We start from the raw sequence: 24,118 nt of genomic DNA, 5'->3' as shown, positions 1-24,118 counted from the left end.
GTTCAGGGGCCCCGGTCGGGCCGGAGGCCGGGGGCCACTGCTGTGACGCCGCCCCCGCCGTGCCCGGGGTCCCGTAGGAGTGGCTCACTCGAACAGGTTGTCCAGGTAGCTCTTGGTCTCGCGGTACCCGTCCACCGTTCCGTCGACGGCGTCGATCATCTTGGAGAAGCCGCGGTTGGTCATCTCGAAGGCGTTGTTGAACTCGGCCGCCCTCGCCTGGAAGGCCTCGTCACCGCCCTCGAACCTGGACACGGTGTCCTTGGTCTGGGTGTCGATCTCCTGCATGATCGCCTGGAAGTATCCCAGGTACTGACGCTGGTCGACGCTCAGCTGATCGAGCTTGTCGATGTCGGCGCCGACCTCGTACTTGTTCACACTCATGGTGCGGCCTCTCCCTGTGGTGCTGTTCCCTACCGGTTCCGAAAACGACGCTCAGATCGGTCGGCTCAGATGGGTGAGCTCGGTCTGGGCCTTGGCGAAGTCCTCTTCGCTCCGGGCGTCGGCGGAGTTGATCTTCTCCTGGCCGAGGTTGAGATTGACCCCGTACTTATCGCACCAGGCGGTCAGGGCCTGGAAGCCCGCGACCAGTTCGGCCTGGCCCTGCCGATAGGCGCGCAGCGCGTTGCCCTGGAGTGCCTGGCCGTCCTGGTCCAGCACGTCGATCAGGGACTGCATCCGGTCACTGAGGCCCCTGCTCTGCTCGTCGAGGCGGGTACCGCCCTGGGACAGGGAGGTGGACTCCTCTGTGCCGACCCTCTGGTTCATCCGTCCGTCCTCTCCCCGTCGACCGCCCCGTCACCCGCGTGCTCGACGCCGGTTCAGGGGCGTGGTCGCTGCGCAGAGTCCGGGGAAGCCGGATTGCGGCCATAGATAGCGACTCGCACCGGAAAGTAGTGAACGCCGGGACTCCTGTCAACGCGAAGGGGGTGTTCAAGGCGGTAAATGGCCGAACCAGGACATGTCGTGTTCGTCTCAGATCCAAACCGCCGCGGTGTGCGTCCCACAGGTCACTGACATTCCTCCGGTGCGCCGCCGGGTCGGGCCCTCCCCAGGGCCCGGCACCGACGAACTCCGGAATCGACGAGGGGCGGGTCATGAGCGGTACGGACGTCGGCGCCAACACCGACGAGGCCAGGGCGGCCGCGCGGATCGCGGAACGCCTGAACTCCGCCCTGAACGGGGTCTCCCAGAGGTTCGAGACCGTGGCGGAGAACCTGGACACCGAGTCCCTGGAAACGAGGATCAACGGCGCCTTCTCCGACTACTACATCGCGCACAAACAGGCGGTGCGGACGGTCGAGGAGAACGGCACCACCCTCGCGACCAACGCCGAGGCCGCCGCCGAGCGCATCAGCGGCACCGACCACGAGGCGACCGGCGGGTTCGCCCCCTTCCCGCAGTCACCGTTGGACACCAGGGCGGTCTCCGACCTGCCGAAGGTGCTGTCCCCCGAGGCCCTACGGTCGGCTGGTTCGCAGGACTACGACACCGGTCATCTCCTGCGCGAGGTGAACCGGGGCGAGCGGTGAGGTTCCCCGGTCCCGCCGCCTCGGTCCCGCCTCCCCGCGTGCCTCCGCCCCCGGTTCACGCGTCCTTCGATCGACCCCTCCCCCATGACAAGGAAGAACAGCCGACATGACGTTCACGCAGGGCGGCCACCCCTCCGAAGGCGCACGCACGGCCTCCGCGGGCGCCTTCGATCCACCGAACACCGACGTGAACACCGTGACCTTGAGCGAGCAGTGCAAGGCCACGTGGGTTCTGGCGGGCCGGGTGCTGGGGGACGCGGAGATCGGCACCGGCGCGATCACCGGCACCGCCAAGGAGTTCACCGACATCATCAGCGAGGACATCACCTCCGCCGCCTCCTACAACGAGAAGGAGTGGCGCAAGGCCTGCATGGTGGTGACCTACGCCGCGGGCGTGGCCGAGCAGTGGCTCCAGGACGTGTACGACTTCCGGAGCGACCGACGCGGCCTGATCGACGCCTGTGACGGGGAGATCACCCGACTCCGGGCCGAATTCCCCCTGTTGTTCAACTCCGACGGCTTCGTGAGCGAAGGTTCGCTCGAGACGATGACCCTCCAGAACGAGAACTACCGGGTACGGGAGGCCACCATTCTCGACCGGTACCAACGCCTCGGTCGGGAGCTCAAGGAGGAACTGCTCGAGACGGCGGGCCGGCGCGCGACCATGCTGGACGAGGGCCCGGAACCGAGCAACCTGAAGGTCCTGGTGGAGGCGGGCATTCTGGGCTGGGGTGCGCACAACATCCTCGGTGTGGACGCGGACACCCCGCTCCCGGTCTCCAAGAAGGAGGCCGAGGTCATGGCCCGGGACCTGGACCCGTACCTGAACGGTGACAAGGATCCGGACCGCCGGTTCCACGAGATCATGGCCACGCTCGGCGCGGTCAACGCCAAGGCCGCCGCCCTCCAGGAGGCCAACGCATCGCTCGTCGGTCAACACTACGAGGTCACCAGGCACCGGACCACTCTGAGCAAAGAGGAGATCGAGTTCCTCCAGGCCTTCCATGGAGAGCTCGAAGAGCGGTCGCCCCACGGTGTGGTGCGGCTCATGCCGTGGTTGGAGGGAAACGACGGACCCGACTGGAGCGAGGCCGAGCGAGCCGGGTTCGCGGAGGCCGTGGCCGGTGGCCTCCTGGTGCTCTCGGACGAGTCGGTGGGCGGAGGCCAGTACCTGCTGCCGGAGAGTGTGCAGGACTTCGCCGGTGGGATCCCCACCCGGACGGGCGACAGCGAGGGCGGTCGGCTCTTCGCCAACGACGCGCACAACTGGTTGAGGGACGCTCGGGATCTGGGCGAGCTGTTCTCGCACGCCGACCCGAACCTGCGCGGCGGAACCGAGTTCTCCTCGAACACGACGCTGGCGATCGGCCACTACCTGGACCAGGACGGCGCCCGTGACCTGAACGCGGTGGACGACGCCGGGATCTCCGCTCTGCTCGATGTGACGACCCGCAACGAGGAGGCCAACCACCGGATCCTGACGGACACGGCGACACCACCGTGGGAGAACAGCAGTGACCGCCGCTACCAGAGCGCGTCTCTGCCCGATTTCGGGACCACCTCCGACGCGCTCGTGTCCCTGTACACCCACGAATGGGGTGACGACGGCGCGGCCGCCGCCGGCCTCATCGATTGGATCCCTGACGGCGCGGAGAGCGATGACGGCGGGAGGCAGAGGTTGGCCCGGGAAGCGGCCGAGGGTCTGATTCAGATGACCACGGGCGATGACGCCGTCTATGACGCCCTCACCAACACCGGGGTCACGGTCAAGGAGACGGTCGAAGTCGACGGTGAGGAGATCGAGGTGGAATACCCCGACGCCGCCTTCGGTCGGGTGAACCCGGCACTGGCCGACGCCTTCGGCGATGTGGCGCTGGCCTACCTGGACGACTTCAGAGCCCCGGGCAACTCCAACCTCCCCGGGGAAGGCAACGGCGAGATGTATCTGGGTTACACAGAGCGCCAGCGATTCCTCCAGTACGCGGCGGCCGACGACGACACGGTGAAGGAGCTCTATGGGGCAGCGAGCGCGCTGGACCTGGACAGCACCCACCGGCTCTTGGGCGAGGACGAGCAGGCGGACATCGCCTACCGAAACGCGACCTTCCGTGCCCTCTTGGATGCCGCCGTGCGCACGGACACCCTGGACCGCAGCATCGACATGGACAACGCCGAGACCCAGGCCGCGGTGGACGCCAAACGTCGGATCGCCGTGGCGAGCGGGCTGGCCTTCGGTGCCGCCAACGTACTGCCACCGGGGCCGGGCGGCTTCGCGATCGCGGGAATCACCGCCGCGACGTTCGAGTTCAACGACCGCGTCGACCAGTCGGTGAACGGAAACAACTTCGCGGAGGCGATCGACGCGGGCGTCGGGGACGACTCAACGCACGCGTTCGGCGCGAACGACTACGGCCGCACCTACTCCCAGCTGAACCACGACTACAAGGTCAAGCTGGACCTGGTCGACGCAATGGTCAGGAGCGGACAGATCAGCACCGAGCAGGTGGAGCAGGTCAGCCCGCAGCTTCTCACCGAGGACGGGAACATCGTGGACTACTACGAGTTCGACACCCGTGAAAGGACCGGATCGCGAGACCGCGAGACCGGCATCAGCCCCGACACCGCCCTCGACCGCCTGCTGGGGAGTGAAGAGGCGGCCATCACCTTCCCGGACGGAACCGATCGCGGGGCCCGAGAAGTGGCCGCCGACTACTCAAAGGACTACTACGCCGGTTACTACGAGGTGATCAACGCCCTCAGCGCCGATATCAAGAAGGATGACTACGTGGAGAACGTGGGAAGCCCGAAGAACTAGGTGAACGTGTCACCGGGACGGCACGGGCGTCACCGACCCTGCCGTCCCGAGCACGCCGGGTCAGCCGCCGACGCGGATGGTGGTCACCACTTCGTACACGCCCAGGGCCCAGACGGCGGCCACGCACATCGCCGCCACGACGGCCACCTCCACCCCGTTGAGCAGGCGCCTGATCGACGCGCGGGGCACGTCGGTCAGGCGCACCATGCCCAGCGCGGCGACCGCCGCGCACAGCACCAGGGCCACGACCGGAAGCGCGCCGAGCGCCCAGGGGTACTCCAGTGCCGCACCCGCCCCGGTCGCGCCCAGGCCCACCACGCCGGCCAGGCGCACCGGCAGCACGTGGGAGACCCGGTCGAACAGACGTGAGCGCATCACCATGGCCAGCGACACCAGCAGCGCGAGCACCAGATCGCGGCCGCCGTCCCCGGCGAAGGCCAGCAGACAGATCGCGACCGCCGAGGCGACGGCGACGCCCAGCAGGGTGCCGAGCAGCATCCGGTCACTGGTGGCCAGGCTCTCCTCGAAGCGTCCGTTCTCGGTCCGACCGACCTGGCGCACCTCGTAGTCCAGACCGGACAGACCTCCCAACGCCAGCGCCATACGGGGCAGCACACCGATCCCCAGAGCCAGGAGCACGGCCAGGAACCGCACCGCCATGGGGCCGTCCGCGAACAGCCCGAAGGCCACCAGCAGCCCCGCGCACACCGTGAGCACGCTCAGCCCGGCCAGGTAGGGCAGCAGGGCGTTGACCAGCGCCCAGCCCGCGGCCGAGGCCGCCAACGCCCCGAAACAGGCCAGGAGCGCCAGTGTGACGGGCGAGGCCGGCGCGGTACTCACCGCCAGGACGGCGAGGACCACGGTCAGGGCGCCCCAACCGCAGGCCGCGACCTGGGCGATCTGGGCCACCCCGGGGAGCGAGCGCGAGCCCGACAGCCACAGGGCCCCCAGCGCGGTCAGGAGTCCCAGCAGAGCGACGGTGAGGTCGAGCGGCGAGGTACGAAGGAAGGTCAGGCCGACCGTGAGCAAAAGCGGCCCCAACGCCACCAGGGCCAACCCGAAGCCGAACGTGGTGGAGGATTTCCACAGCCATGCCCGCTCGTCGATCCGGTCCTCCACGGTGCCCCGCACGTCGTCCACGAAGGACGGGCGGTCCGGGGCCGTGACACGGTCGAGGAGCAGGACGTCGCCGTCGCGCACACCGGCGTCGGCGAGGGAGCCGCCCGCGGGCACCGGGGTGCCCTCCACGGTGACCAGGCTCCAGCCCGCGGACCGGAGCCCGTCGTCGCCCGGAGAGCACACACGCACCACCTGCGGCATCAACGCCGCCACCGACACGCCCCCGGGCAGGACCAGGTCGGCCCACCGGTCCGGGCCCGTCACCGTGACCCGGCAGTATCCGCTCACCTGGGGCTCCCCCGTGCTCGACATCGACTCTCCACGGCACACGGCCGTCCTGGGACGCTCGCGAACCGAAGTGCCCGCGCGCGGATCCCACCCGACCGTGGTCCGGTCGTCCACAGGCCCGAGAAAGCCGGTTGTTCGGCGCCTCGGGGCGCGGGATCATCACGTTAGCAAGAGTGCGTACCGGGCGTTCCGGGCGCACGTGACAGGAGAGGTGTCCGTGACTACGACCTTGGTTCACCGGCCCGCGCGCACCGCGGTCCCGGACCCCGGCCGGGAGCCCCTGGTCATCGCGACGCCGCCCCAGCTGCCGGAGAACCCCCCGGCCGCCAGTTCCTCGGCGATGATCATCATGCCGATCATCACCGGTTCCGGTTCCCTGATGATGACCATCACCCTGGGCAACCGTCCGCTGTTCGCGGTCGCCGGAGCCATGATCATGCTGGCCAGCGTCGCGGTCGGGATCGTCATGTTCGTCGCCCAGCGCAACGGCCCCCGCAAGCGCATGAGGGAGCAGCGGGAACGGTATCTGGACTACCTCGACCACCTGCGTGAGACCGTGCGGGAGGTGGCCGGCCTGCAACGGGCCGCGTCCCTGTTCCACCACCCGGAACCGCACCTGCTGACGGAGACGGCCAGGCTCACCGCCCGACGTTGGGAACGGCGGGCGGGCGACCCCGACTTCCTCCGCCTACGGATCGGCCAGGGTTCCCGGCCGCTGGCGCGCCGCCTCGGGCTCAACATCGACCGCACCAACCCGCTCATCGTCTACGACCCCGTCTGTCAGGGCATCGCCGAACAGATCGTCGACCTGTACGCCGAGGTCTCCGAACAGCCCTTGGTGTTGGGGCTGCGCGAGAGCGGGGTGGTGTCGCTGGTGGGCGACCGGGCGGTGACCCGGGACGTCGCCCGCGCCCTGGCGGCGCAGCTGGTGACGTTCTCCTCCCCTGAGGACGTGCGCCTGGGGGTGGTGCGCCACCAGAGGTTGACCGAGGAGTGGGACTGGCTCAAGTGGCTGCCCCACACCACCTTCGACGGAGCCCAGGACGGTCCCCTGCCCGCCCGCCTGGTGGCGGGCAACACCGTGGAGATGACCGAACTGCTGTCGGCGGAGATCGAACAGCGCACGATCGACATGCAGCGTCGACGTGGAACCCCTCCCGGGCCGGGTACCCGACGGCTGGTGCTGATCGTCGACGGTGAGTTCCAGGCGACCCTGTCCGGGCTGTCCGCCGAACCGCCGGTGGACTCCCTGGCCGACATCGGCGTGCACGTGATCTTCCTGGTGGGAGACCGCCGCGAGGAACCCGGGCACGTGGACACGCGGCTGTACGTGTCCGAGGACGGCACACTTCGTGAGGACCGCGAACCGACCCGGGGCGGGCCCGGCCTGGCCGCACCGGTGGAGGAGGATCCGCCCTTGGTGGGGCGTGCCGACCGGGCCGGTCGGGATCTGCTCACCACGGTGGCCCGCACCCTGGCCCCGCTGCGGTTGGTCGCGGGCGAGGGCTCCGACGCCATGCACGCCACGGTGGGCCTGCCCGAGATCCTGGGCGTACCCGACGTCGCCCGGCTGGACACCGTGCGTGCCTGGCGTCCCCGCGGCACCGGAGACTTCCTGCGGGTGCCGATCGGGGTGGGGCCGGAGTCGAACACGGTCCTGCTGGACCTGAAGGAGTCGGCGTTCGGCGGCATGGGGCCGCACGGACTGGTGGTCGGGGCCACCGGTTCGGGCAAGTCCGAGATGCTGCGCACCCTGGTGGCCTCGTTGGTCATCAACCACCCGCCCGAACAGCTCGCCCTCCTGTTGGTGGACTTCAAGGGCGGAGCGACCTTCGCCGACACCGACCGGCTGCCGCACAGCGCGGGACTCATCACCAACCTCGCCGACGACGACGGGTTGGTGGAGCGTTTTCGCGAGGCCATGTTCGGTGAGCTGAACCGGCGCCAGCAGGTCCTCAAGGACGCCGGCAACCTGCCCAACCTGCACGCCTACCAGAGTGCGCGGGCACGACGGCCCGAATTGGAACCGCTCCCCCACCTGCTCGTCATCATCGACGAGTTCTCCGAACTGCTCACCGCGCACCCGGACTTCGCCGAGCTGTTCGTGGCGATCGGGCGGATCGGGCGGTCCATCGGCGTGCATCTGCTGCTGGCCACCCAGCGGTTGGAGTCGGGCAAGATCAAGGGGCTGGAGTCGCACCTGTCCTACCGGATCGGTCTGCGGACCTTCTCCGAGGCCGAGAGCCGTGAGGCGATCGGGGTCGGGGACGCCTACCACCTGCCGCCCGAACCGGGATCGGGCTACCTGAAGGTCGACACGACCGTGTTCGAGCGGTTCAAGGCGGCCATGGTCTCCCAGCCCTACGTGCCGCCCGCCCGCGACAAGGTGGAGGAGGTGCCCCGGGTGTTCCCGCTGATCTCCTTCAACGGACTGGGAGCACTGGTCCGGGACACCGGCCGGGTGGAGGAGGAGACCGGCACCGGAGAGGAGGCCGCGCAGGAGGCCCCCACCACGCTCCAGGTGGCGGTCGACCGGATCGTCGACTCGGGCGCACCGCCGGTGCGGCCGGTGTGGGTCCCTCCCCTGCCCACCGTCCTCACCCTCGACGGGTTGCTGGAACGTCTCGACGAGACCCGGACCGCCCCGGACGGGTCGCCGGTCGAGCCCGCTCCGGAGGAGGTCCGGGCCATCATCGGGCTGGCGGACCTGCCCCGCGAACAGCGCCAGTGCGCCGCCGACCTGGACTTCACCGGTGGTGAGAGCAACATCGTGGTCCTCGGCGGGCCCCAGTCGGGCAAGTCGACCATGATCAGGACCCTGATCGCCGGCCTGGCCTGGCGCTACCCGCCCGGCCGGGTGGCGATCTACGCCATCGACTTCGGCGGAGGGTCGCTCGCACCCTTCGCCGAACTGCCCCACGTGGCCGGTGTCGCGGGCCGTTCGGACCCCGAACTCGTCCAGCGCATCCTCGCGGACGTGCGCGCCCAGCTGGACCAACGGGAGCAGGTCTTCCGCCGCTCGCGGCTGGACTCGCCGGCCGCGTTGCGCCGGGCGCGTGCCGAGGGAGGGCTCCCCGCGGGGACCTACGGAGACGTGTTCCTGTTCATCGACGGTTGGGCGGGGGTGCGGGAGGCGTTCCCCGACGTCGACGACGCCCTCACCGACATCGTCTCGCGCGGCCCCTCCCTGGGTGTGCACACGGTCCTCACCAGTGCCTCGTCCAACCAGGTCAGGACGAAACTCCAGTCGTTGTTCGGCGGACGCTTCGAGCTGCGACTGACGGACCCCTACGACTCACAGCTGGGTCGCAAGGTCGCCGAGCGCATGCCCAAGGACGTGCCCGGGCGCGGGCTGCGCTCGGACGAGTCGTTCGTCCAGGTGCCGCTGCCACGGCTGGACGGGATCGTCGAGGACGCCGACCTGGGCGACGGTGTGCGCGACGCCCTGGTCAGAATCACCGACCGATGGCCCTACCACCCGGTCCGCCGGGTGCGGGTTCTGCCCGAACTGGTCACCCTGGCGGAGCTCCTCCCCCATCACGAGGGACCGGAACCGGTCATGGGCATGGCGGAGAGCGATCTCGGCCCCGCCCTGTACCGCCCCCACGAGGACCCGCACCTCGTGGTCTACGGGGACCCCCAGTCCGGCAAGAGCACCCTGATCCGGGCGCTGGCCACGCAGGTGATCCGGCGCCCGGCCAGCGAGGTGGGCGTGGTGATGGTCGACTACCGGCGCGCCCACCTGGGCCTGGTGCCGCAGGAGTACCTGCTGGCCTACAGCACCAGCCCCCAACAGACCGAGGGGGTCGCACGTGAGCTGGCCGGGCTGGTCCGCAAGCGCCTGCCCGGCCCGGACGTCACCCCACGTCAGCTTCGGGAACGCAGTTGGTGGGAAGGGCTGGAGGTGTTCATCTTCGTCGACGACCTGGACCTGGTGGCGGGTCGCAACAACCCCCTCACCCCGCTGGCGGATCTGCTCACGCAGGGGGCCGACCTGGGCCTGCACCTGATCACGGCCCGGCGCACCGGCGGTGCCTCACGGGCGATGTTCGATCCGGTCTCCCAGACGCTGACGGACATGGCCACCCCGGGACTGCTGTTCTCGGGCGACCGGATGGAGGGCCGGCTCGCCAACGGGGTCGTCTCCCGGCGCCTGCCCCCGGGGCGCGCGCTCTCGGCCCGCAGAGGGCTCCCACCCGAACAGGTCCAGGTGGCCTGGACCGACCCCACGGAGTAGGAACGGGCATGTCGGGGTGGGGCGGCCGAGCACCCCACCCCGACAGCCGTCTCCGGTCAGGAGGCGCAGGCCCGGGTCACACGCCGCAGTTCCCGAAGGGGAACGTCTCGGAACGTTCCCCGACGGCTGCTGTGACCTGTACACACTCACCCTGGGCTGGGATCAGGAGAGGTTCGGTCGAAGTGCCGGACGGGACCACTGTGGTCTCCGGTTCGCCGTTCTCGGTGCGAATCCCGACGTCCAGGTAAGTGGCACCACCGTTGGAGACCACCAACACGCAGTTGTAGCCGCGTTCCGACTCATAGAAGAGGGACACCTGTCCCCCGGGGTCACCTGGGATGGGGTGCGGCCACCCACCCGCGACGTTGGTGGTGTACCGAGGTACCTCTCCCGCGTGGGGATGAGCGGCGGTGCATCGCTCGGCGGGGTCTTGGCCCTGCGCCGCGGTCGCACCGCTCAAGAGCAGACCGGTCACGCCCAGAACACAGGCGGCGGTCCAAACTCCCCAGCGACGAGGGCTCTTCATGTCGGTCATCGGATCGGTCACCCTCCCGGGCGGCTCGTGCGTGGTACTCACTCGAACGGTGCCGAGCAAGCGGGGGTACTCCGAGATGACCCGCCCTCTGTGTCCCCCGCGCCAAGAGCGGTGACCGTGAAGGAGAAGCACCGCTCGTCGTCTCGTGTGAAGGAATGAGTCAGGGCCTCGGCATCGACCGTGGTCTCGGAACCGATCACCACACCGTCCCCGTGTGGAGTGATCCGGTAGGCCTCGGCGTTCTCGGCCGCCGTCCAACTGACGGTGACGGTGGTGCCCGACACGTTGTGCGCGACTTGTCCCGGTGTGCCCACCTGGACCTCGGGCATGGTCACCGCGTCGCTCGTGGCGGAGTCGCCGGTGACACCGCCCGAGCCGCGCGAGGTGACCGTGAACGTGTAGGTCGCCCCCGCCGAGAGGCCGGTGACCTCCAGTGAGGTCTCCCCCGTGGTGCGGTCGCTGGGGGCACTCGCTCCGCCTTCGGCGGACACGGACACCAGGTAGTCGACGGCGTTGTCGGGGCCGGCCCAGGACACGGTCGCGGTCTCGTTACCGGTGACCTCGACCGTGACCGCGCCGGGCGGTCCGGGCGCCTGTTCGTCCGGCGTGACCTGGGGCGACTGCGCCGCGGGCCCGGTTCCGTGCTCGTTGGTGGCGCGGATCCGGAAGCGGTAGGCGGTGCCGTTGTCCAGGCCGGTGACCACGGTGTCCAGTGCGGAACCGTCGACGGTGGTCTCGCCGCCCTCCCAGGTGATCTCGTAGGACTCCACGGGGGCGTCCGGAGAATAGGCCTCGGGCCAGCCGAGTTCGACGCTGCCGTCGCCCGCCTGGGCCGTGACGGGTGTGGGGGCGCCGGGTGGGCCGACGGAGCGGTCTCCGGAACCGGTGCCGCCTTCGGTGCCCGCATCGGCATCGCCGGTCGGACCGTCGCCGGAGCCCCCGCCCTGCCCGCCGGAACCACCTTCGGCCTCGGGGTTCGACCCGCTCTGGGGAGCGGGGGCCGGTGCCCCCGACTCGGGTTGGTCAGCGGGGGCGTCACCCCGGATCTCTCCGGGCCCCGGCGGCACCTCGTCGGTGTCCACCAGGGTGGCCTGGCCGGTCTCGTCGACGACGGCGGCCACACCGGTGTCGGGGGCGTTCACGAACAGGCTGCCCTCTCGGGCCTCCAGCTCCAGCGGCCCCTCGGCTCCCGGCAGGGTGAGGGTGTCGAGCTCCCGACCGTTCGGTGCGTAGGAACGGACGACCCCCTCGGCCTCGAAGGGCACGTACACGCGCCCGGCGAAGGGAACCCCGATGCCGCTGTCCGGCCGACCCACGGGGAAGAGCGTGGTCTCGGCCGCACCGTAGGGGTGCAGGAGGGTGACGATCTCGTCGTCATCGGTCTTGGTGACGGCCGCCATCTCCCCACGCGTGCGGGCGGGCATGGCCGAGTCCGCCATCGGAGCGGGCATGGTGACCATCACGGGGTCGTCGCCGTCGCGCATGGCCACCACCTGTGCGCCGCCCCGGTCCACGGCGAGCGCGCCGTCGTCGAACACGGTGACGCCGATGTCGGAACCGGGCGAGGCCACGGCCACGGTCTGGGTGACGGTCGCCTCGCCCTCCGCGACCGTGATGCCGACCGCGTGGCCCTGGGAGGGCGCACCGACCCACAGTGTGTCGGAGTCGTCGAAGGCTCCGCCCACCAACGGCCCTTCCAGGGTCAGCGCGGCACCGGTGGCCTGGAGGGTGGCGGGGTCGACGGCCCTGATCTCGCCGCCCTGGCGGTCGATGACCACGGCGCTCTCCCGACCGAGCACGACGCCGAAGTCTCCGGAGCCCAGTTCGAGCTTGCCGGAGAAGCCGAGTTCGTTGAGGTCGACCGAGGTGACCTTGCCCGTTTCGGGGTCGGTGAGGAGCAGGTACTCGTCGTTCTGCTCGACCTGGACACGTGCGCCGCCGGCCTCGGGCAGCGAGGCGACCAGGTCGATCTCCGCGTTGTGGCCGTTGATCCGGACCGCCTCGTTGGTGGCGGCGTTCCACAGCCACGCGGCACCGTCGGACACGTCGTCGGACTGCCCCAGTGCCCCGACCCCGAAGGCGGTGCTGACCAGGGCCGTGGCCATGATGCCGAGCACCAGCCCCGAGGATCCGGCGCGTGTGCGTCGAGCGAGGGTGCCGAGCAGGCGTCGGGAACGGCCTCGTTCGGCCGGGTCGGAACCGGTCGGGGCCGTCTGGCGGCTCACCATCCACGTACTCCTTCTACCGAGAACGCTTCCGGCCTCCGGCGGCACGGGAGGTGGGGGCGGTATCGCTGATGTCGGGGGGCCCGCAGAAAACGGGCCTTTGTACGAAACCAGATGGCGGGGGCGGCGTCAACGCGCTTGTTCGGGGGCTGGGGCACGTACCTTGGGATGCCACCGACCCGGCCTCCGGTTCTCCCCGAGGCCAGAGGAATTCGGGCTTTCACCGCGAGGCACCCTCTGGCGGTGCGCCGGGGCCGTCCAGGCCCACTCCCTTCCGCCGGCGCCCGGCCCAGCGCCGCTCCGTGTGCAGTGGGGCGGCCGGTGCCTCCAGCTCGTCGGGGGTGACTGGACCGGCCCTCGCGCGGAGTGAGGGAACATGGGGACATGGACTTCGCGTGGACCGCCATCGCCGACGCACCGGGCGCCGCGCATCTCGTCACATCGGTGCGCCGGGAATCGGTACCGACTCGCCGCCAGGGCTTCGTTCGGGTACGGATGCTGGCCGCGGCGATCAACCCGTCGGACCTGATCACGATCTCGGGTGCCTACGCGCGGACGGTGTTCCCCTTCCGGGCAGGCTTCGAAGGGGTCGGCGTCGTCACCGACGCCGACCCCGGGTGCGGCTTCGCGATCGGCGACCGAGTCGTGCCGATCCGATCGTCGGGAGCCTGGTCGACCCTGCGGGACGTCCGCGTCCAGGACTGCGTTCCGGTACCACCCACCATCCCCGACGAACAGGCGGCGACGTCGTTCGTCAACCCGTTGACCGCGCTCAACGGTGTGGAACGGTTCGTCACCGACCACCGTCCGGTGGTGATCACCGCGGCGTCGTCGACGATCGCCGATCATTTCGCCGCGCTACTGCGGCTTCGGGGCGTGCCCCCGGTCGGCGTCGTGCGCAATGGGCTCAGCCGGATCCGCCGACCGCACCTGTGGAAGACCGTCATCCGCGCCGACCGGCCGGACTGGACCGACCGACTCCACCAGGCCTCCGCGGGAGCCTCGGTCGTGTTCGACGCGGTCGGCGGAACCCACGCGGTCGAGGTGGCCACCGCCGTGCACACCGGCCGCACGAAACTCGTCGGCTACGGGCTGCTCTCCGGCCGGCCCATCGACTCCACACGGCTGCCCGCCGGAACGGAGCCGACGTTCCTGCATCTGCGCTCGTTGGTCCACGGCGGGGATCAGGAGGGCGTTCGGGATCGCTTCGCGGTGGTCTTCTCACTCATCGAGAACGGGACCTTGAGCACCGACATCGCCCGCCGGTTTCCTTTCGACCAGGTCCGCGCGGCGCTCGCATGGTCCGGGACCCATACGGGCAAGGCGCTACTGCGCTTTTCGAACGACGACACCGGTGGATCTTCCTAGACCTGGCGATCCAGGGCGAAAGTGACCCGCCCGGACGCTTCGAGGACCGTCCGCTACCGATCAGCCATCGCCACGTCGACGAACACGGCCCCTCGACGCAGGGAGCCCTCGGTCTCCCGAAAGCAGCTCGACCCGGGCGAACCCACTGTGATCGACCGAGCCCGCTGAACCGCGACAGGAGACAGGCCTCCACCCGTCCGGCAGGATGCCGGACGCATGGCGCGTGCGATGACCACGTCCGCGAAGGTGGTGAGCCGCGAAGGGTCGGCGTTGCTCGGGGCCTCAGATCGCAGAGCTGTGGTCGCGGATCCGCCGCCCACCGCGCGCGACCTGGATGCGAAGCGTCAGTGGACGCCCGCACGCGACCGGAAGGACGAGCACCGGCAGGGGGTCCCCCGCGCGACACACGGTCGCGCGGGGGACACACACCTGCGCCGGGCCTCCGCCTCTCCCCAGACCGGAGGCCCGGCACGACCGAACGCAACGCCCCTCGATGGCGTTCGGTCCCGCACCCACGCTCGGCTCCCGGCCACTTCCGGTCGCACGCGGGTGCTCAATGGCGGCACTAACCGATTCCCCGGCGGGCAAACACGATCACTGCACTCAGGCACGATTCGCTCGTGCCGACGAGGCGCCCCGCAGACCGTTCGATGCCAGGCGAACGCCCACTATCGACAAGTCCTCGTGGCGGCGATCACTTCACGGCAGGGCGCCTGACCTGACCGTTCAGGCACAGAGGGCCCTCGTGGGCGGCTGGTCGTGGCCGGCCGCCCCACATGGGTCACTTGCTGTCGATGCGTCCTACCGCCGTGCCCTCGTGCGCGAAGGCCTCACGAGCGCGATCCCACACAGCGGTGTCCCCGGTAGCGGCCGCGCGCAGGTACGCCGCTCCGAGGCGAGCGAGGACGGCGACACGCTCGGGGTCCTCATCGGTGGTCTCGACCGCTTCGTGGTTGGCGATGCCGCCGAGCGAGTGCTCGGCTCCGAACAGGGTGAGCAGGTCGGTCGCACCAGGGCTCTGGTGGTAGGCGTCGGTGAACCAGTCCGGGCCGCGGCTGGACATCGCGGACTGGTCGTGATCACCGGCCACGACCAGGGTCGGTGCGCTCAGCTGCGCGAACGAGGGGTTCATGAACGGGAAGTGCGCTTTCGCGAACGGGTGCAGTTCCTCACCGCCGACCCCGGTCGCCGCCATCAGTACGCCCGCCTTCACCCGCTCTTCTCGGCGGTCCATCCCGAGAGAGCCGTCGGCGTCGACGATGCGTGCGCCGAGAAGCATCTGCACCGTCTGCCCGCCCCACGAGTGCCCGGCCGCGACCGCCGTGCTCCGGTCGATGCGGCCGGCGAGCCCCGGGAGTGCGCTTTCGATGGTGTCGAGCTGATCGAGGACACGGACCAGGTCGTCGTAGCGGCGCGTCCAGATGGCACCGAACCGCTCGTCATCGAATCCGACGCCGTTGCGGCGCGAGTCCACATGTGTGGGTTGCACGACGACGAACCCCTGCGATGCCCAGTACGCCGTCAAGGGCGCATAGCCATCGAGAGACCAGCCGTTGCCGTGGGAGAACAGCAGCACCGGCAGGTGTGCACCGGAGCGGGGCGCGGAGACGCGTACCTGCAGGGGGAAGTCCCGGCCGGGAGATTCCAGGGCGACCGGGGCCACCGAGAGGACCGGGTGCGCGGCTCCGAGTACGGCATCGAGGGACGCGACGATCGCCGAGTCGGCGATGCCGGTGGAAGAGGACATGGTGATCACTTTCTCGAACGGTCGGACTCCGGCACAATGAAGTGGAGCATCGTTCCGGAACTATACGGAGCAATGCTCCGGATATCAACCAGGAGGTTCCAGGCGTGACTGACGCTCATGTGCCGGCGCGCGGCAAGCGCCGAGATGCGGTCCGCAACCAGCAACAACTTCTCGATGCGGCGGCCGCGGTGTTCGTCGAGTCGGGTGTGAACGCGCCCGTTCGCCAGGTCGCACAGCGGGCGGGTGTGGGCATGGGAACCCTCTACCGCCACTTCCCGACCCGTGCGGATCTCGTCGTCGCCGTGTACCGCCACCAGGTCGACGCGGCGGCGGAGGCCGGGCCGGTTCTCCTGCGCGAGAGCCCGACCCCCGCGGAGGCCCTCCAGTCGTGGATCGCGATCTTCGTCGAGTTCCTCGTGACGAAGCACGGGCTGGCGGACGCGCTCAACGGCGACGCGGAGGACTCCGCCGCTCTGCATCGATACTTCGTCGACCGCCTCGTGCCCGTCTGCTCCGACCTCCTCGAAGCCGCTGTTCCCTCCGGCGCCTCGATCAGCGCCTATACGCTGCTCCGAGGCGTCGGAAACCTCTGCATCGGCGGCGCTGCCCCTGATTACGAGCCGGCTCGGCTCGCTCGCGTTCTCGTCGACGGTGTCCTGGTCGGGTCGGGGAGCACCTCGCATGCGAGGGGTCGATGAACCGGCCCGGTCGCGCTGGTCGCGCGTTCAGTACCTGGCCGTACAGAAGGGGAGGGAAATCTCCCAGGATGTTCCCCTCCACTGCCACTCCTGGTCCCGACGCAGCACCATGGAGTCGATGAACCACGCACCATGCGCGTCGCGTGGGATCACGGACGTGAGAGGAACCGGCCGAGCCGAGAACACCGGCGGGCCAAGCCACCCGAACAGCTCACCACCCACGGCGCCGCCATCGGGGACGTGACGTTCGAGCCCGGCTGCCGCACCGACCGGCACACCCACCACACCTTCTCCAGCGGTGGGTGGATCCTGCCCGTCACGACGGGCACGCGACCGAGGCCGACCGCTGATTCATCCACATCGCCGTCGAGGTGCCCGGCGAGAACGCCCACAGCGAGTGGTTCGTACCGGCACCGACGGACAGCGCAGCAAGCCGAGCACCAAGGAGCAGAGCATGACGATCCTGAACGAGACCGCCACGCTGTCCAACGGCGTGAGCATTCCGAAGCTGGGCCTGGGAACGTGGTTCATCGATGACGACAAGGCGGCGCAGGCGGTCCGCGACGCCGCCCGGATCGGGTACCGCAACATCGACACGGCCCAGGCCTACGGCAACGAACGCGGCGTGGGTGAGGGCGTTCGCACGGCGGGCGTCGCCCGGGACGACCTGTTCGTGTCCACGAAGCTGGCCGCGGAGATCAAGGACTACGACCAGGCGGCCGCCGCGATCGACGGATCGCTCACGGCGCTGGGGTTGGACCACATCGATCTGATGCTCATCCACAGCCCGCAGCCCTGGGCCGACTTCCGCGGCGGCGACTACGCCGAAGGCAACCGCGAGGCCTGGCGGGCCCTGGAGGACGCCCACGAGGCCGGCAGGCTCCGCTCCATCGGGGTGTCCAACTTTCTGCGGACCGACCTGGAGAACATCCTCGAACACTGCACCGTCGCGCCGCAGGTGAACCAGGTACTCGCCCACGTCGGCAACACCCCGTCCGAGCTCATCGCGTTCTGCCAGAGCAACGACATCCTCGTGGAGGCGTACTCGCCCATCGCCCACGGCCAGATGCTGAAGAACGCGGCCGTCGCGACGTTGGCCGAAAAGTACGGCGTGACCGTCCCACAGCTGTGCATCCGCTACACCCTGCAGCTGGGGACCGTGTCGCTGCCGAAGACCGCGAACCCCGAGCACATGCGCAGCAACGCCCAGGTCGACTTCGCCATCTCCGAAGACGACATGGACGCCCTGCGGGGTCTGCGCATGCAGGACTACGGCGAGCACAGCACGTTCCCCGTCTACAGCGGCAAGTAGGGGCTCGAGGAACAGTGGAGCGGGGATCCGGTTCGAGCACCGGATCCCCGTTCCGTGGTTCTCACCCGGGGGCCCTGCCCACCCTGCTCCCACCTCTGGGTGCCGTGCACGTCTTCGGGACGCGAGCCATGGTGGAGCGGTTCCGCGCGGTGGGTTGCTCACCCGAACCCTCCACCCGATCGACGCCTGCCGCCGCTCCCGCCCTCGCAAGTCCCAGCACCTCGTCGACCGAGACGTCGGATCGCTCCGTTCCGCCCTCCTCGGTACTGCCGGAGCCGCCGGGCCCGGCGGATGTGGTCGGTGAGGGGAACGGCACTGGTCCGCGTGCGGGAGCGGTCGCGGCGACCACCGATCCCGTATCGGGCACCGGTGACGTTGGAATCCGCATGTCCGCATGACGCCTGATCAGAGGACGGGATTCCTGCTCCCGTTCGAGGTGGGGGAAGCCTCGAACACACGGCCGTCCGTCCACCGATGGTCGCGGGCGGCTGCGTTCACGAGCGGTACGGACGTGGCCGACGCCGGCTCGAGTGCGCACCGGATCACCGCGCATCGTGCGCGGTGGCGTATAAGGGAGGGGTCGCCCGCCGCACCGAACCACCCCTGCCGTCCGGAAGGGAAGCCCCCGCGCTTGTCACCCGCCGCCTCGCCGTCCCAGAGTTCTCACACCTCCGACCTTCAGGTGGAGGAGACCGAGAAGACCTCCGACCAAGCTCCCCGTTCATGGCAGGACTGGTGGGGCGCCTTCGCCCGAGGCCTGTTCCACGCCTCCTTCCTGACCGGGATCGCCGCGGGTGTGTGGCAGCGCAGCTCTCTGGTCTGGGTGCTCCTGGTGATCTATGTCGTCGTGGTGGGCGTGGCACTGAATCGTGGGAGCACGCGCACCGCCCGGCTCACACAGGCGTTCTCTGTGCTCGTGGCTCTGGTCGCGACTGCCGCGGCCGTGGTCTGGGTCCCCCTCGAAGTGTTCTCTCGGATCTTGGACGCGGACGCCGTCGACCCCTCCGCCTCGGTTCCGCTCACGGTGCTGGAGATGATGAGCGTGTGCGGGTTGGTGGCCGGAGGCCTGCTCCTGGGTTCTCGGCGACGCACCGGCCGCGCCCTGCCCGTCAGTGGCGTGGTGATGGGGGCGGCCACACTGGTCCCGGTGCTGTTGCTCGCGATACTGGTGCCGGTCGGTGGTCCTCTCGCCCACCGGACGACCAGCGACCCGGGAGCCGCCCCGGCGATCCCGACCGACCCGCAGGAGGAGGTCTGGGAGTGGTCGACCGACTCAGGAGGGGTGCACCGGGTCCTCACGGGCTCCCACGGCCCCGTCCTGGCTCTGAGCGGCGGCCTGGTCGGGCTCGATGGGGCCGACGGTCAGGAGTTGTGGGCCTTGCAGGTCACCCACCAGGAGACGGGGACCAGCGGCACCTTCGGGCAGGGGCGCTCGGCCTTCCACCGTCAGACCGGCACCGATGGTCGCCACCGCATCTGGGCCCTGGACACGGCCACGGGTGAACTCGAGATCGCCAACGCCCCCTATGTCGCCGAGGACACCGAACTCGAAGGAGTGAGCGAACAACTCTTCATCGATCCCGAACGCCCCGATACTCTGCTGCTGGCCGGCGTGGACTCCCCCACCGAAGCCGACCAGGCGGAGCGGACGAGGATCACGGTGACCGACACCCGTATCGGCGAGGAGGTGTGGACCAGAGAAGCGGAGGAGGTCGACGGGGCCCTGTGCCACTTCGGCCGTGATCCGGTGTTCAGCGACGAGGCGCTCCTGGTGGCGCGTGTGTGCGCCGCGCCATCGGCCTTCCGGTATGGGGGCCCGGAAGGCGAGGTACGGATCGGATTCTCGGAGCTGGACCCGCTCACCGGGCGCACACTGGACGAGACCATGTGGGAGCACGAGGAACGGGACGCCTTCTCTCTCCTGCACCGGTTCCGTGTCAGTGGAATCCACACGGTCGACGACAACACCCTGCTGGCCATGGAGGACGAGCAGGGCTTCGTGCATGTGGCCGACGTCGGCGCGGGCCAGGGCCGGACCGTGCGCGGCGACTTCTCCGAGTCCACCGAGAACTCCCTGGTGCAGGTGGGCCCGGAGGAGTTGGTGTACGAGGGCCGTCGTCCCCTCGGTGTCAGCGGGGAGCCGGGTCCCGATGTGGTCCTCACCCGAGTCCCTCTCGACGGGGAACCTTCCATGGCCACCACGATCGAGGCCCCACAGGACCCCGGAGACGACGTGGAGGAGAACCAGGAGGCCCTGGTCACCGGTCACACGGGTCTGGTGGTCTGGCCACCGCACCGCAATCGCAGCGGGGAATGGGAACTCCACTCGGCGGCCTTGGACGACCAGGATGCCCGGTCCAGAACCCTGCTCACCGGCACCGGCATCTTCACCGACGTCGTCATGGCCCCCGGAGCACTCGCCCTGGCCTTGGGCAACCGCGTCGTGGGTATCGCCTGAACCCACCGATCGCCGCCGAAAGACCGGTGAGGGGGATCGGCCACATCTGCCACAGGGCCGGCGCGTCGGATACACCGCTTCGAGGCGCCGACTCCAGGCGGTGGACATGACGGCGGCGGTCATCCTCTCGGGCCTGTTTCGCGTTCCCCGTCCGTGGATCGCCCCCGGTGACCGGCACTGGCGCGACGGGCATGCCCCGGCGGTCGCGATGCTCCCGGCGATACCGCCTCGGCTGCTCGGGTGCTTCTCCCCGCGACGGACCATGGGTTGGGGCGCGGCCCGTGTCGTGGGTGGCGATAGTTCTCGAAGCGGTGCGCCAGACCGCTCCCGCGCCGCTCCGGCACCGCTCCAGGGCACCGTCGACACCGGCTGCGTCGTGAACCGGGGACAGGCTGAGGTGCCCGAGGGCTCTTCTAATCCGACGGTCGCAGGTTCGAATCCTTCCGGGTGCGCCACAAAAACCCAGGTCACAGCCTTACCTGAACATGGGACAGCCTCGCTGTTCCTGTGGTGGGTCCACGGTGGGTCCCGGGTGGGACCGGCACCGAACCCCGCTGACCAGCCCTGCCCCGCACCTGACGGCGAACCCGACCCGCATCCCGCAACACCAGCGACGCCGAGCGCTCCGCCGCCTCGCGCGCCACCTGCGGAAGCACACTGGAGTAGGTGTCCGCCGTCAACACGCTCGCGTGCCCCAGCATCGCCTGCACTACCTTCAGCTCCACCCCCGCCGCCAAAGCGAGCGTCGCCGCCCCGTGCCGTAGATCATGCAACCGCACCGGCGGCAATCCGCTGGAGGTGTTCAGCTTCCGAAACAGGCGCGAGAGCCGCTCCGGGGCCAGCACTCCGCCACCCGCCGCGGTGAACACGTACCCGCCCCGGTCCCACACCCGGCCGTGCTCCTCGGCCTCCTTCTGCTGGTGCCACCGGTGGCGGCGCAACACCGCGGCCGTGGTGTGGTCCACCATCAGCGTGCGACGGCTCGCCGTACTCTTGGGCGCCACCTCCACCAACCCCGCCCCGCGGTGGGCCTGGAGCTGGCGTACCACCCGCACCGTCCCCCGCTCAAGGTCGACGTCGGCCCACCGAAGCCCCACGATCTCGCCCCGGCGCAGCCCCGTCATCACCGCCAGGTGGAACAAGGCGTACAACCGGTCGCCGCACACGTGGTCCAGGAACGAGCGGGTCTGCTCCACCGTCCACACCGCCACCAACGGCCGCACACCGCCGTTGCGCCAGTCAGCCACGGCCTGCTCGGTCCACACCACCGGTCGCGCACTCTGCCGGCCCTCCAACCGCAACGCGTTCGCCGGATTCGAAGGCAGCAACCGCTCGCGCACGGCGGTGTTCAACGCCGCCCGCAACGTGGCCCGCACCCGCTGCACCGTCGCCCCAGCCACCTGCTGGCCCCGGGGTGTGATGTGTGCGGCGATGCCTTCGAAGGCGCGCTGTACCCGGGCGGGCGTCAACTCCTCCAACACCGCCTCCCCCAGGTGCGGGGCCAGAAAGCGGTCGATGTGCTCCTGATAGCTCACCCGGGTGCGCGCCCTCAAGCGGCTGCGCCCGTCCAGCCAGTGCTGCAACCAGGCCGTCACCGTCCACACCACTGGCTCCGCAGACCCCACCTCGTCGCCTCGGGCTCTGCACAAGGCCGCTCGCGCGGCCTCACGGGAAGCGAACCCGCCCCGCCGCAGCCGACACCGACCACCAGCCTGGCCCGACTCCAGGGAGAAGTACCAACTCCCATGCCCACGGCACCGCAACCGCGGACAACCACCCCCGAGCCTTCTCGAGGTACCGGCCACCCGACACCCGCACCGCTTGAACACCGAACCCGACCCCAACATCACCACCACCTCCAACCCCAGTCTCACCCCAGGCGCAGAGAAGGTGAGTGACAGGAGGCGATCCCGGCACACGCCGGAGCACAGCGCAGAGCAGGAGGCCCGTAGCGAGGTCGCGCCCCTGCCGGTGCAGGGCCAGCACGCGCCCAAGCACGATGGTCACGACCGGAGATCACCTGACCAGTACTCACCCAAAGCGACCGATCGCACCCGGAAAGATTCACTCGCGACCGCTTCGCGAGAAAAAAATCACCCACAAAATAAAAATTAGAAATATAAGAAAAACAGGCATCATGAGAAACCAGACCCATGACACCGAAAGAATGCCCCCTTCTCCGTAATCAATAAATGCCTCCCTGAAGAAGAGAGACAATATTATCACCACAAAAGGCAATGCTACAAGCGAAACCGGCCTCGAATGGCGTCCCATTTCTCCTCCGACATCCATTTAGTAGTTCTTGAAAGCAGATGACCAGGAGTAGTTCTGCGAGAACGCAACTACACCTGGCCCTGCTGCGCGTTTTTTCAGGGTTCGCGCATTCGCTCTTGCTTAGTTAGCAGGCTCTTCTTCTGGCCTCGGATGCTGTGAGCACGCCCGTAGTGACCCATAGAGTCAAGGCCCCACCTGCCGCAGCGAGGGCCAGTCCGACGCCGAACTTACTCGTAACTACGCCACCAATAAATAGCCCCACTCCGAAGATAGTTTGCCCGATTGATGAGACGACATCGAAAGTGACAAGCTGGCAGTCGGTCGCACCCCGGACACTGATGAGCCCGGTGGGGTCGGTGTTGTTGATCGGGTCGCACATCGCGTAGGTGTGGTTGTTCAACTCCTGCCGGGAGGGATCCGGCTGGGTGAACCCCAATGTGAACGTGTCGTAGAAGCGGTGGGACAGGTGCACGGTCCCGTCCTGGAACTGGTAGCCGCCGGTGTAACCGAACGGGTTCAGCTCCCCCGCCCGCGTGTCTTCCAGGATGTCACTGTTCTGTTCGCCGTAGGGACTGTACTCATACACCGCGTCCGGGGCATCGGCTTCAGAACCCTCGGCGGTGACCGCCAAGACAGTGTTCTGGTGGTCGTTGGTGTAGTGGAAGCGCTCGTCGCCGTCCCAGGCCACCATCGAGATCAGCTCACCATTGGCATCGCGGACGAAGCTGGTGCGCTCACCGCCGGAGGCGATGTTGGTGACACCCGGCGCCGTGTTGGACAACTGCCGGTCGATGCAGTCGCCGTCAATGCCCACCTCAAAGATCAGCATGCGGGACAAAAATATCAATCCTGCTTGCGCAACAATATAATCGCAACAAAAGCAATCCCCATGAGGTTCGCCGAAAGTATAAATATGTATCTATGAAAATGATTTTCCGATATGCCTCCATAGAAATATTGGCTCGCTGCAGCGGCATTAAAAATTAGCACCGCAACAAGAACTGCCAGGACTATCTGTGCGGAGAATTTTTTTCGATTCAAATCGGTCCTAGGTTTTCCTTATTTGAAATTCATGTAAGCTGGGCTGGTTTAGCCAGCCCAGCCTATGATTCTCATGGTATGAGGTAATCAGCAGAGTCGACGGTCGAGCTCTCCGCCAACCAGGCTTGCAGCGGCACCAAGAGCAACTCCGGCCACTCCAGCAATGATCATTCCCTTCCCCAGTGGAGTAAATGGCCCTCCGGCGTAAATCGAACCGATCGTAGTTCCCAGGCCGAGCACGAAGGTTGCCGTGCCGATGTTATTGAGAGTCGATACAAGGCCACAGGTACTCACGTTACGCAGCGACAAGCCCGTGGGGTCGGTGTTGTTGATGGGGTCGCACATCGCGTAGGTGTGGTTGTTCAGCTCTTGGCGGGAGGGGTCGGGCTGGGTGAAGCCCAGGGTGGAGGTGTCGTAGAAGCGGTGGGACAGGTGCACGGTCCCGTCCTGGAACTGGTAGGCGCCGGTGTAG

At 68.8% G+C, this 24,118-nt stretch carries 15 protein-coding genes; 7 read left to right on the top strand and 8 right to left on the bottom strand.

The window, feature by feature from the left end; genetic code table 11:
- Nucleotides 1-84 precede the first annotated feature (84 nt).
- A complete protein-coding gene (locus DSY14_RS17065) occupies nucleotides 85-381 on the bottom strand; it encodes a hypothetical protein (protein WP_211717570.1) in 297 nt (98 codons plus the stop codon).
- Between the two features lie 51 nt (nucleotides 382-432).
- Nucleotides 433-765 carry a hypothetical protein gene (locus DSY14_RS17060; RefSeq protein WP_211717569.1) on the bottom strand — a complete coding sequence of 111 codons (333 nt, stop codon included), beginning with the start codon at nucleotides 763-765 and terminating at the stop codon, nucleotides 433-435.
- A 329-nt stretch (nucleotides 766-1,094) separates the two neighbouring features.
- On the opposite strand from DSY14_RS17060, the gene DSY14_RS17055 reads away from it, so the two are divergent.
- Together DSY14_RS17055 and DSY14_RS17050 are read left to right on the top strand one after the other, a co-directional pair.
- Nucleotides 1,095-1,529, top strand: coding sequence for a hypothetical protein (locus DSY14_RS17055; RefSeq protein WP_211717568.1), 435 nt, complete (start codon nucleotides 1,095-1,097; stop codon nucleotides 1,527-1,529).
- A gap of 106 nt (nucleotides 1,530-1,635) precedes the next feature.
- On the top strand, nucleotides 1,636-4,344 hold the full coding sequence (locus DSY14_RS17050) for a hypothetical protein (protein ID WP_211717567.1): 2,709 nt from the start codon (nucleotides 1,636-1,638) through the stop codon (nucleotides 4,342-4,344).
- 60 nt (nucleotides 4,345-4,404) lie between these two features.
- Here DSY14_RS17050 and eccD read toward each other — a convergent pair whose 3' ends face one another.
- Nucleotides 4,405-5,775, bottom strand: coding sequence for a type VII secretion integral membrane protein EccD (gene eccD, locus DSY14_RS17045; protein ID WP_211717566.1), 1,371 nt, complete (start codon nucleotides 5,773-5,775; stop codon nucleotides 4,405-4,407).
- Nucleotides 5,776-6,091: 316 nt separating this feature from the next.
- Between eccD and eccCa the strand changes: the two genes are divergently transcribed.
- A complete protein-coding gene (gene eccCa / locus DSY14_RS17040; RefSeq protein ID WP_249188029.1) occupies nucleotides 6,092-9,988 on the top strand; it encodes a type VII secretion protein EccCa in 3,897 nt (1,298 codons plus the stop codon).
- A gap of 573 nt (nucleotides 9,989-10,561) precedes the next feature.
- Here eccCa and DSY14_RS17035 read toward each other — a convergent pair.
- Nucleotides 10,562-12,751 carry a fibronectin type III domain-containing protein gene (locus tag DSY14_RS17035; protein WP_211717565.1) on the bottom strand — a complete coding sequence of 730 codons (2,190 nt, stop codon included), beginning with the start codon at nucleotides 12,749-12,751 and terminating at the stop codon, nucleotides 10,562-10,564.
- A gap of 381 nt (nucleotides 12,752-13,132) precedes the next feature.
- Between DSY14_RS17035 and DSY14_RS17030 the strand changes: the two genes are divergently transcribed.
- A complete protein-coding gene (locus tag DSY14_RS17030) occupies nucleotides 13,133-14,116 on the top strand; it encodes a zinc-dependent alcohol dehydrogenase family protein (protein WP_211717564.1) in 984 nt (327 codons plus the stop codon).
- 781 nt (nucleotides 14,117-14,897) lie between these two features.
- Here the strand turns inward: DSY14_RS17030 and DSY14_RS17025 are convergent.
- Entirely contained in the window at nucleotides 14,898-15,863 is a 966-nt protein-coding gene (locus tag DSY14_RS17025) for a prolyl oligopeptidase family serine peptidase (protein WP_211717563.1), read from the bottom strand.
- Between the two features lie 104 nt (nucleotides 15,864-15,967).
- Between DSY14_RS17025 and DSY14_RS17020 the strand changes: the two genes are divergently transcribed.
- The 3 genes from DSY14_RS17020 to DSY14_RS17010 all read left to right on the top strand — a co-directional run bounded on the left by DSY14_RS17020 (nucleotide 15,968) and on the right by DSY14_RS17010 (nucleotide 20,331).
- On the top strand, nucleotides 15,968-16,561 hold the full coding sequence (locus DSY14_RS17020) for a TetR/AcrR family transcriptional regulator (protein ID WP_211717562.1): 594 nt from the start codon (nucleotides 15,968-15,970) through the stop codon (nucleotides 16,559-16,561).
- A gap of 454 nt (nucleotides 16,562-17,015) precedes the next feature.
- Nucleotides 17,016-17,873, top strand: coding sequence for an aldo/keto reductase (locus DSY14_RS17015; protein ID WP_211717561.1), 858 nt, complete (start codon nucleotides 17,016-17,018; stop codon nucleotides 17,871-17,873).
- 631 nt (nucleotides 17,874-18,504) lie between these two features.
- Complete coding sequence (locus DSY14_RS17010; protein WP_211717560.1) at nucleotides 18,505-20,331, top strand: PQQ-binding-like beta-propeller repeat protein; 1,827 nt, start codon at nucleotides 18,505-18,507, stop codon at nucleotides 20,329-20,331.
- A gap of 467 nt (nucleotides 20,332-20,798) precedes the next feature.
- On the opposite strand, the gene DSY14_RS17005 is transcribed toward DSY14_RS17010, so the two are convergent.
- The 3 genes from DSY14_RS17005 to DSY14_RS28810 form a co-directional block, all read right to left on the bottom strand.
- Nucleotides 20,799-21,926, bottom strand: a complete 1,128-nt coding sequence (locus DSY14_RS17005) for a tyrosine-type recombinase/integrase (RefSeq protein ID WP_307851255.1) — start codon at nucleotides 21,924-21,926, stop codon at nucleotides 20,799-20,801.
- An 803-nt stretch (nucleotides 21,927-22,729) separates the two neighbouring features.
- Nucleotides 22,730-23,434, bottom strand: coding sequence for an RHS repeat-associated core domain-containing protein (locus DSY14_RS17000; protein WP_211717559.1), 705 nt, complete (start codon nucleotides 23,432-23,434; stop codon nucleotides 22,730-22,732).
- Between the two features lie 299 nt (nucleotides 23,435-23,733).
- The coding region (locus tag DSY14_RS28810) for an RHS repeat-associated core domain-containing protein (protein WP_283091646.1) at nucleotides 23,734-24,118 on the bottom strand (385 nt) is incomplete at its 5' end.

It is taken from the genome of Nocardiopsis sp. MG754419, from assembly GCF_018207095.1.
Taxonomy (GTDB): domain Bacteria; phylum Actinomycetota; class Actinomycetes; order Streptosporangiales; family Streptosporangiaceae; genus Nocardiopsis.
The sequence above is the reverse complement of the archived record's forward strand: the minus strand, read 5'-3'. Positions and strand labels throughout refer to the sequence as shown.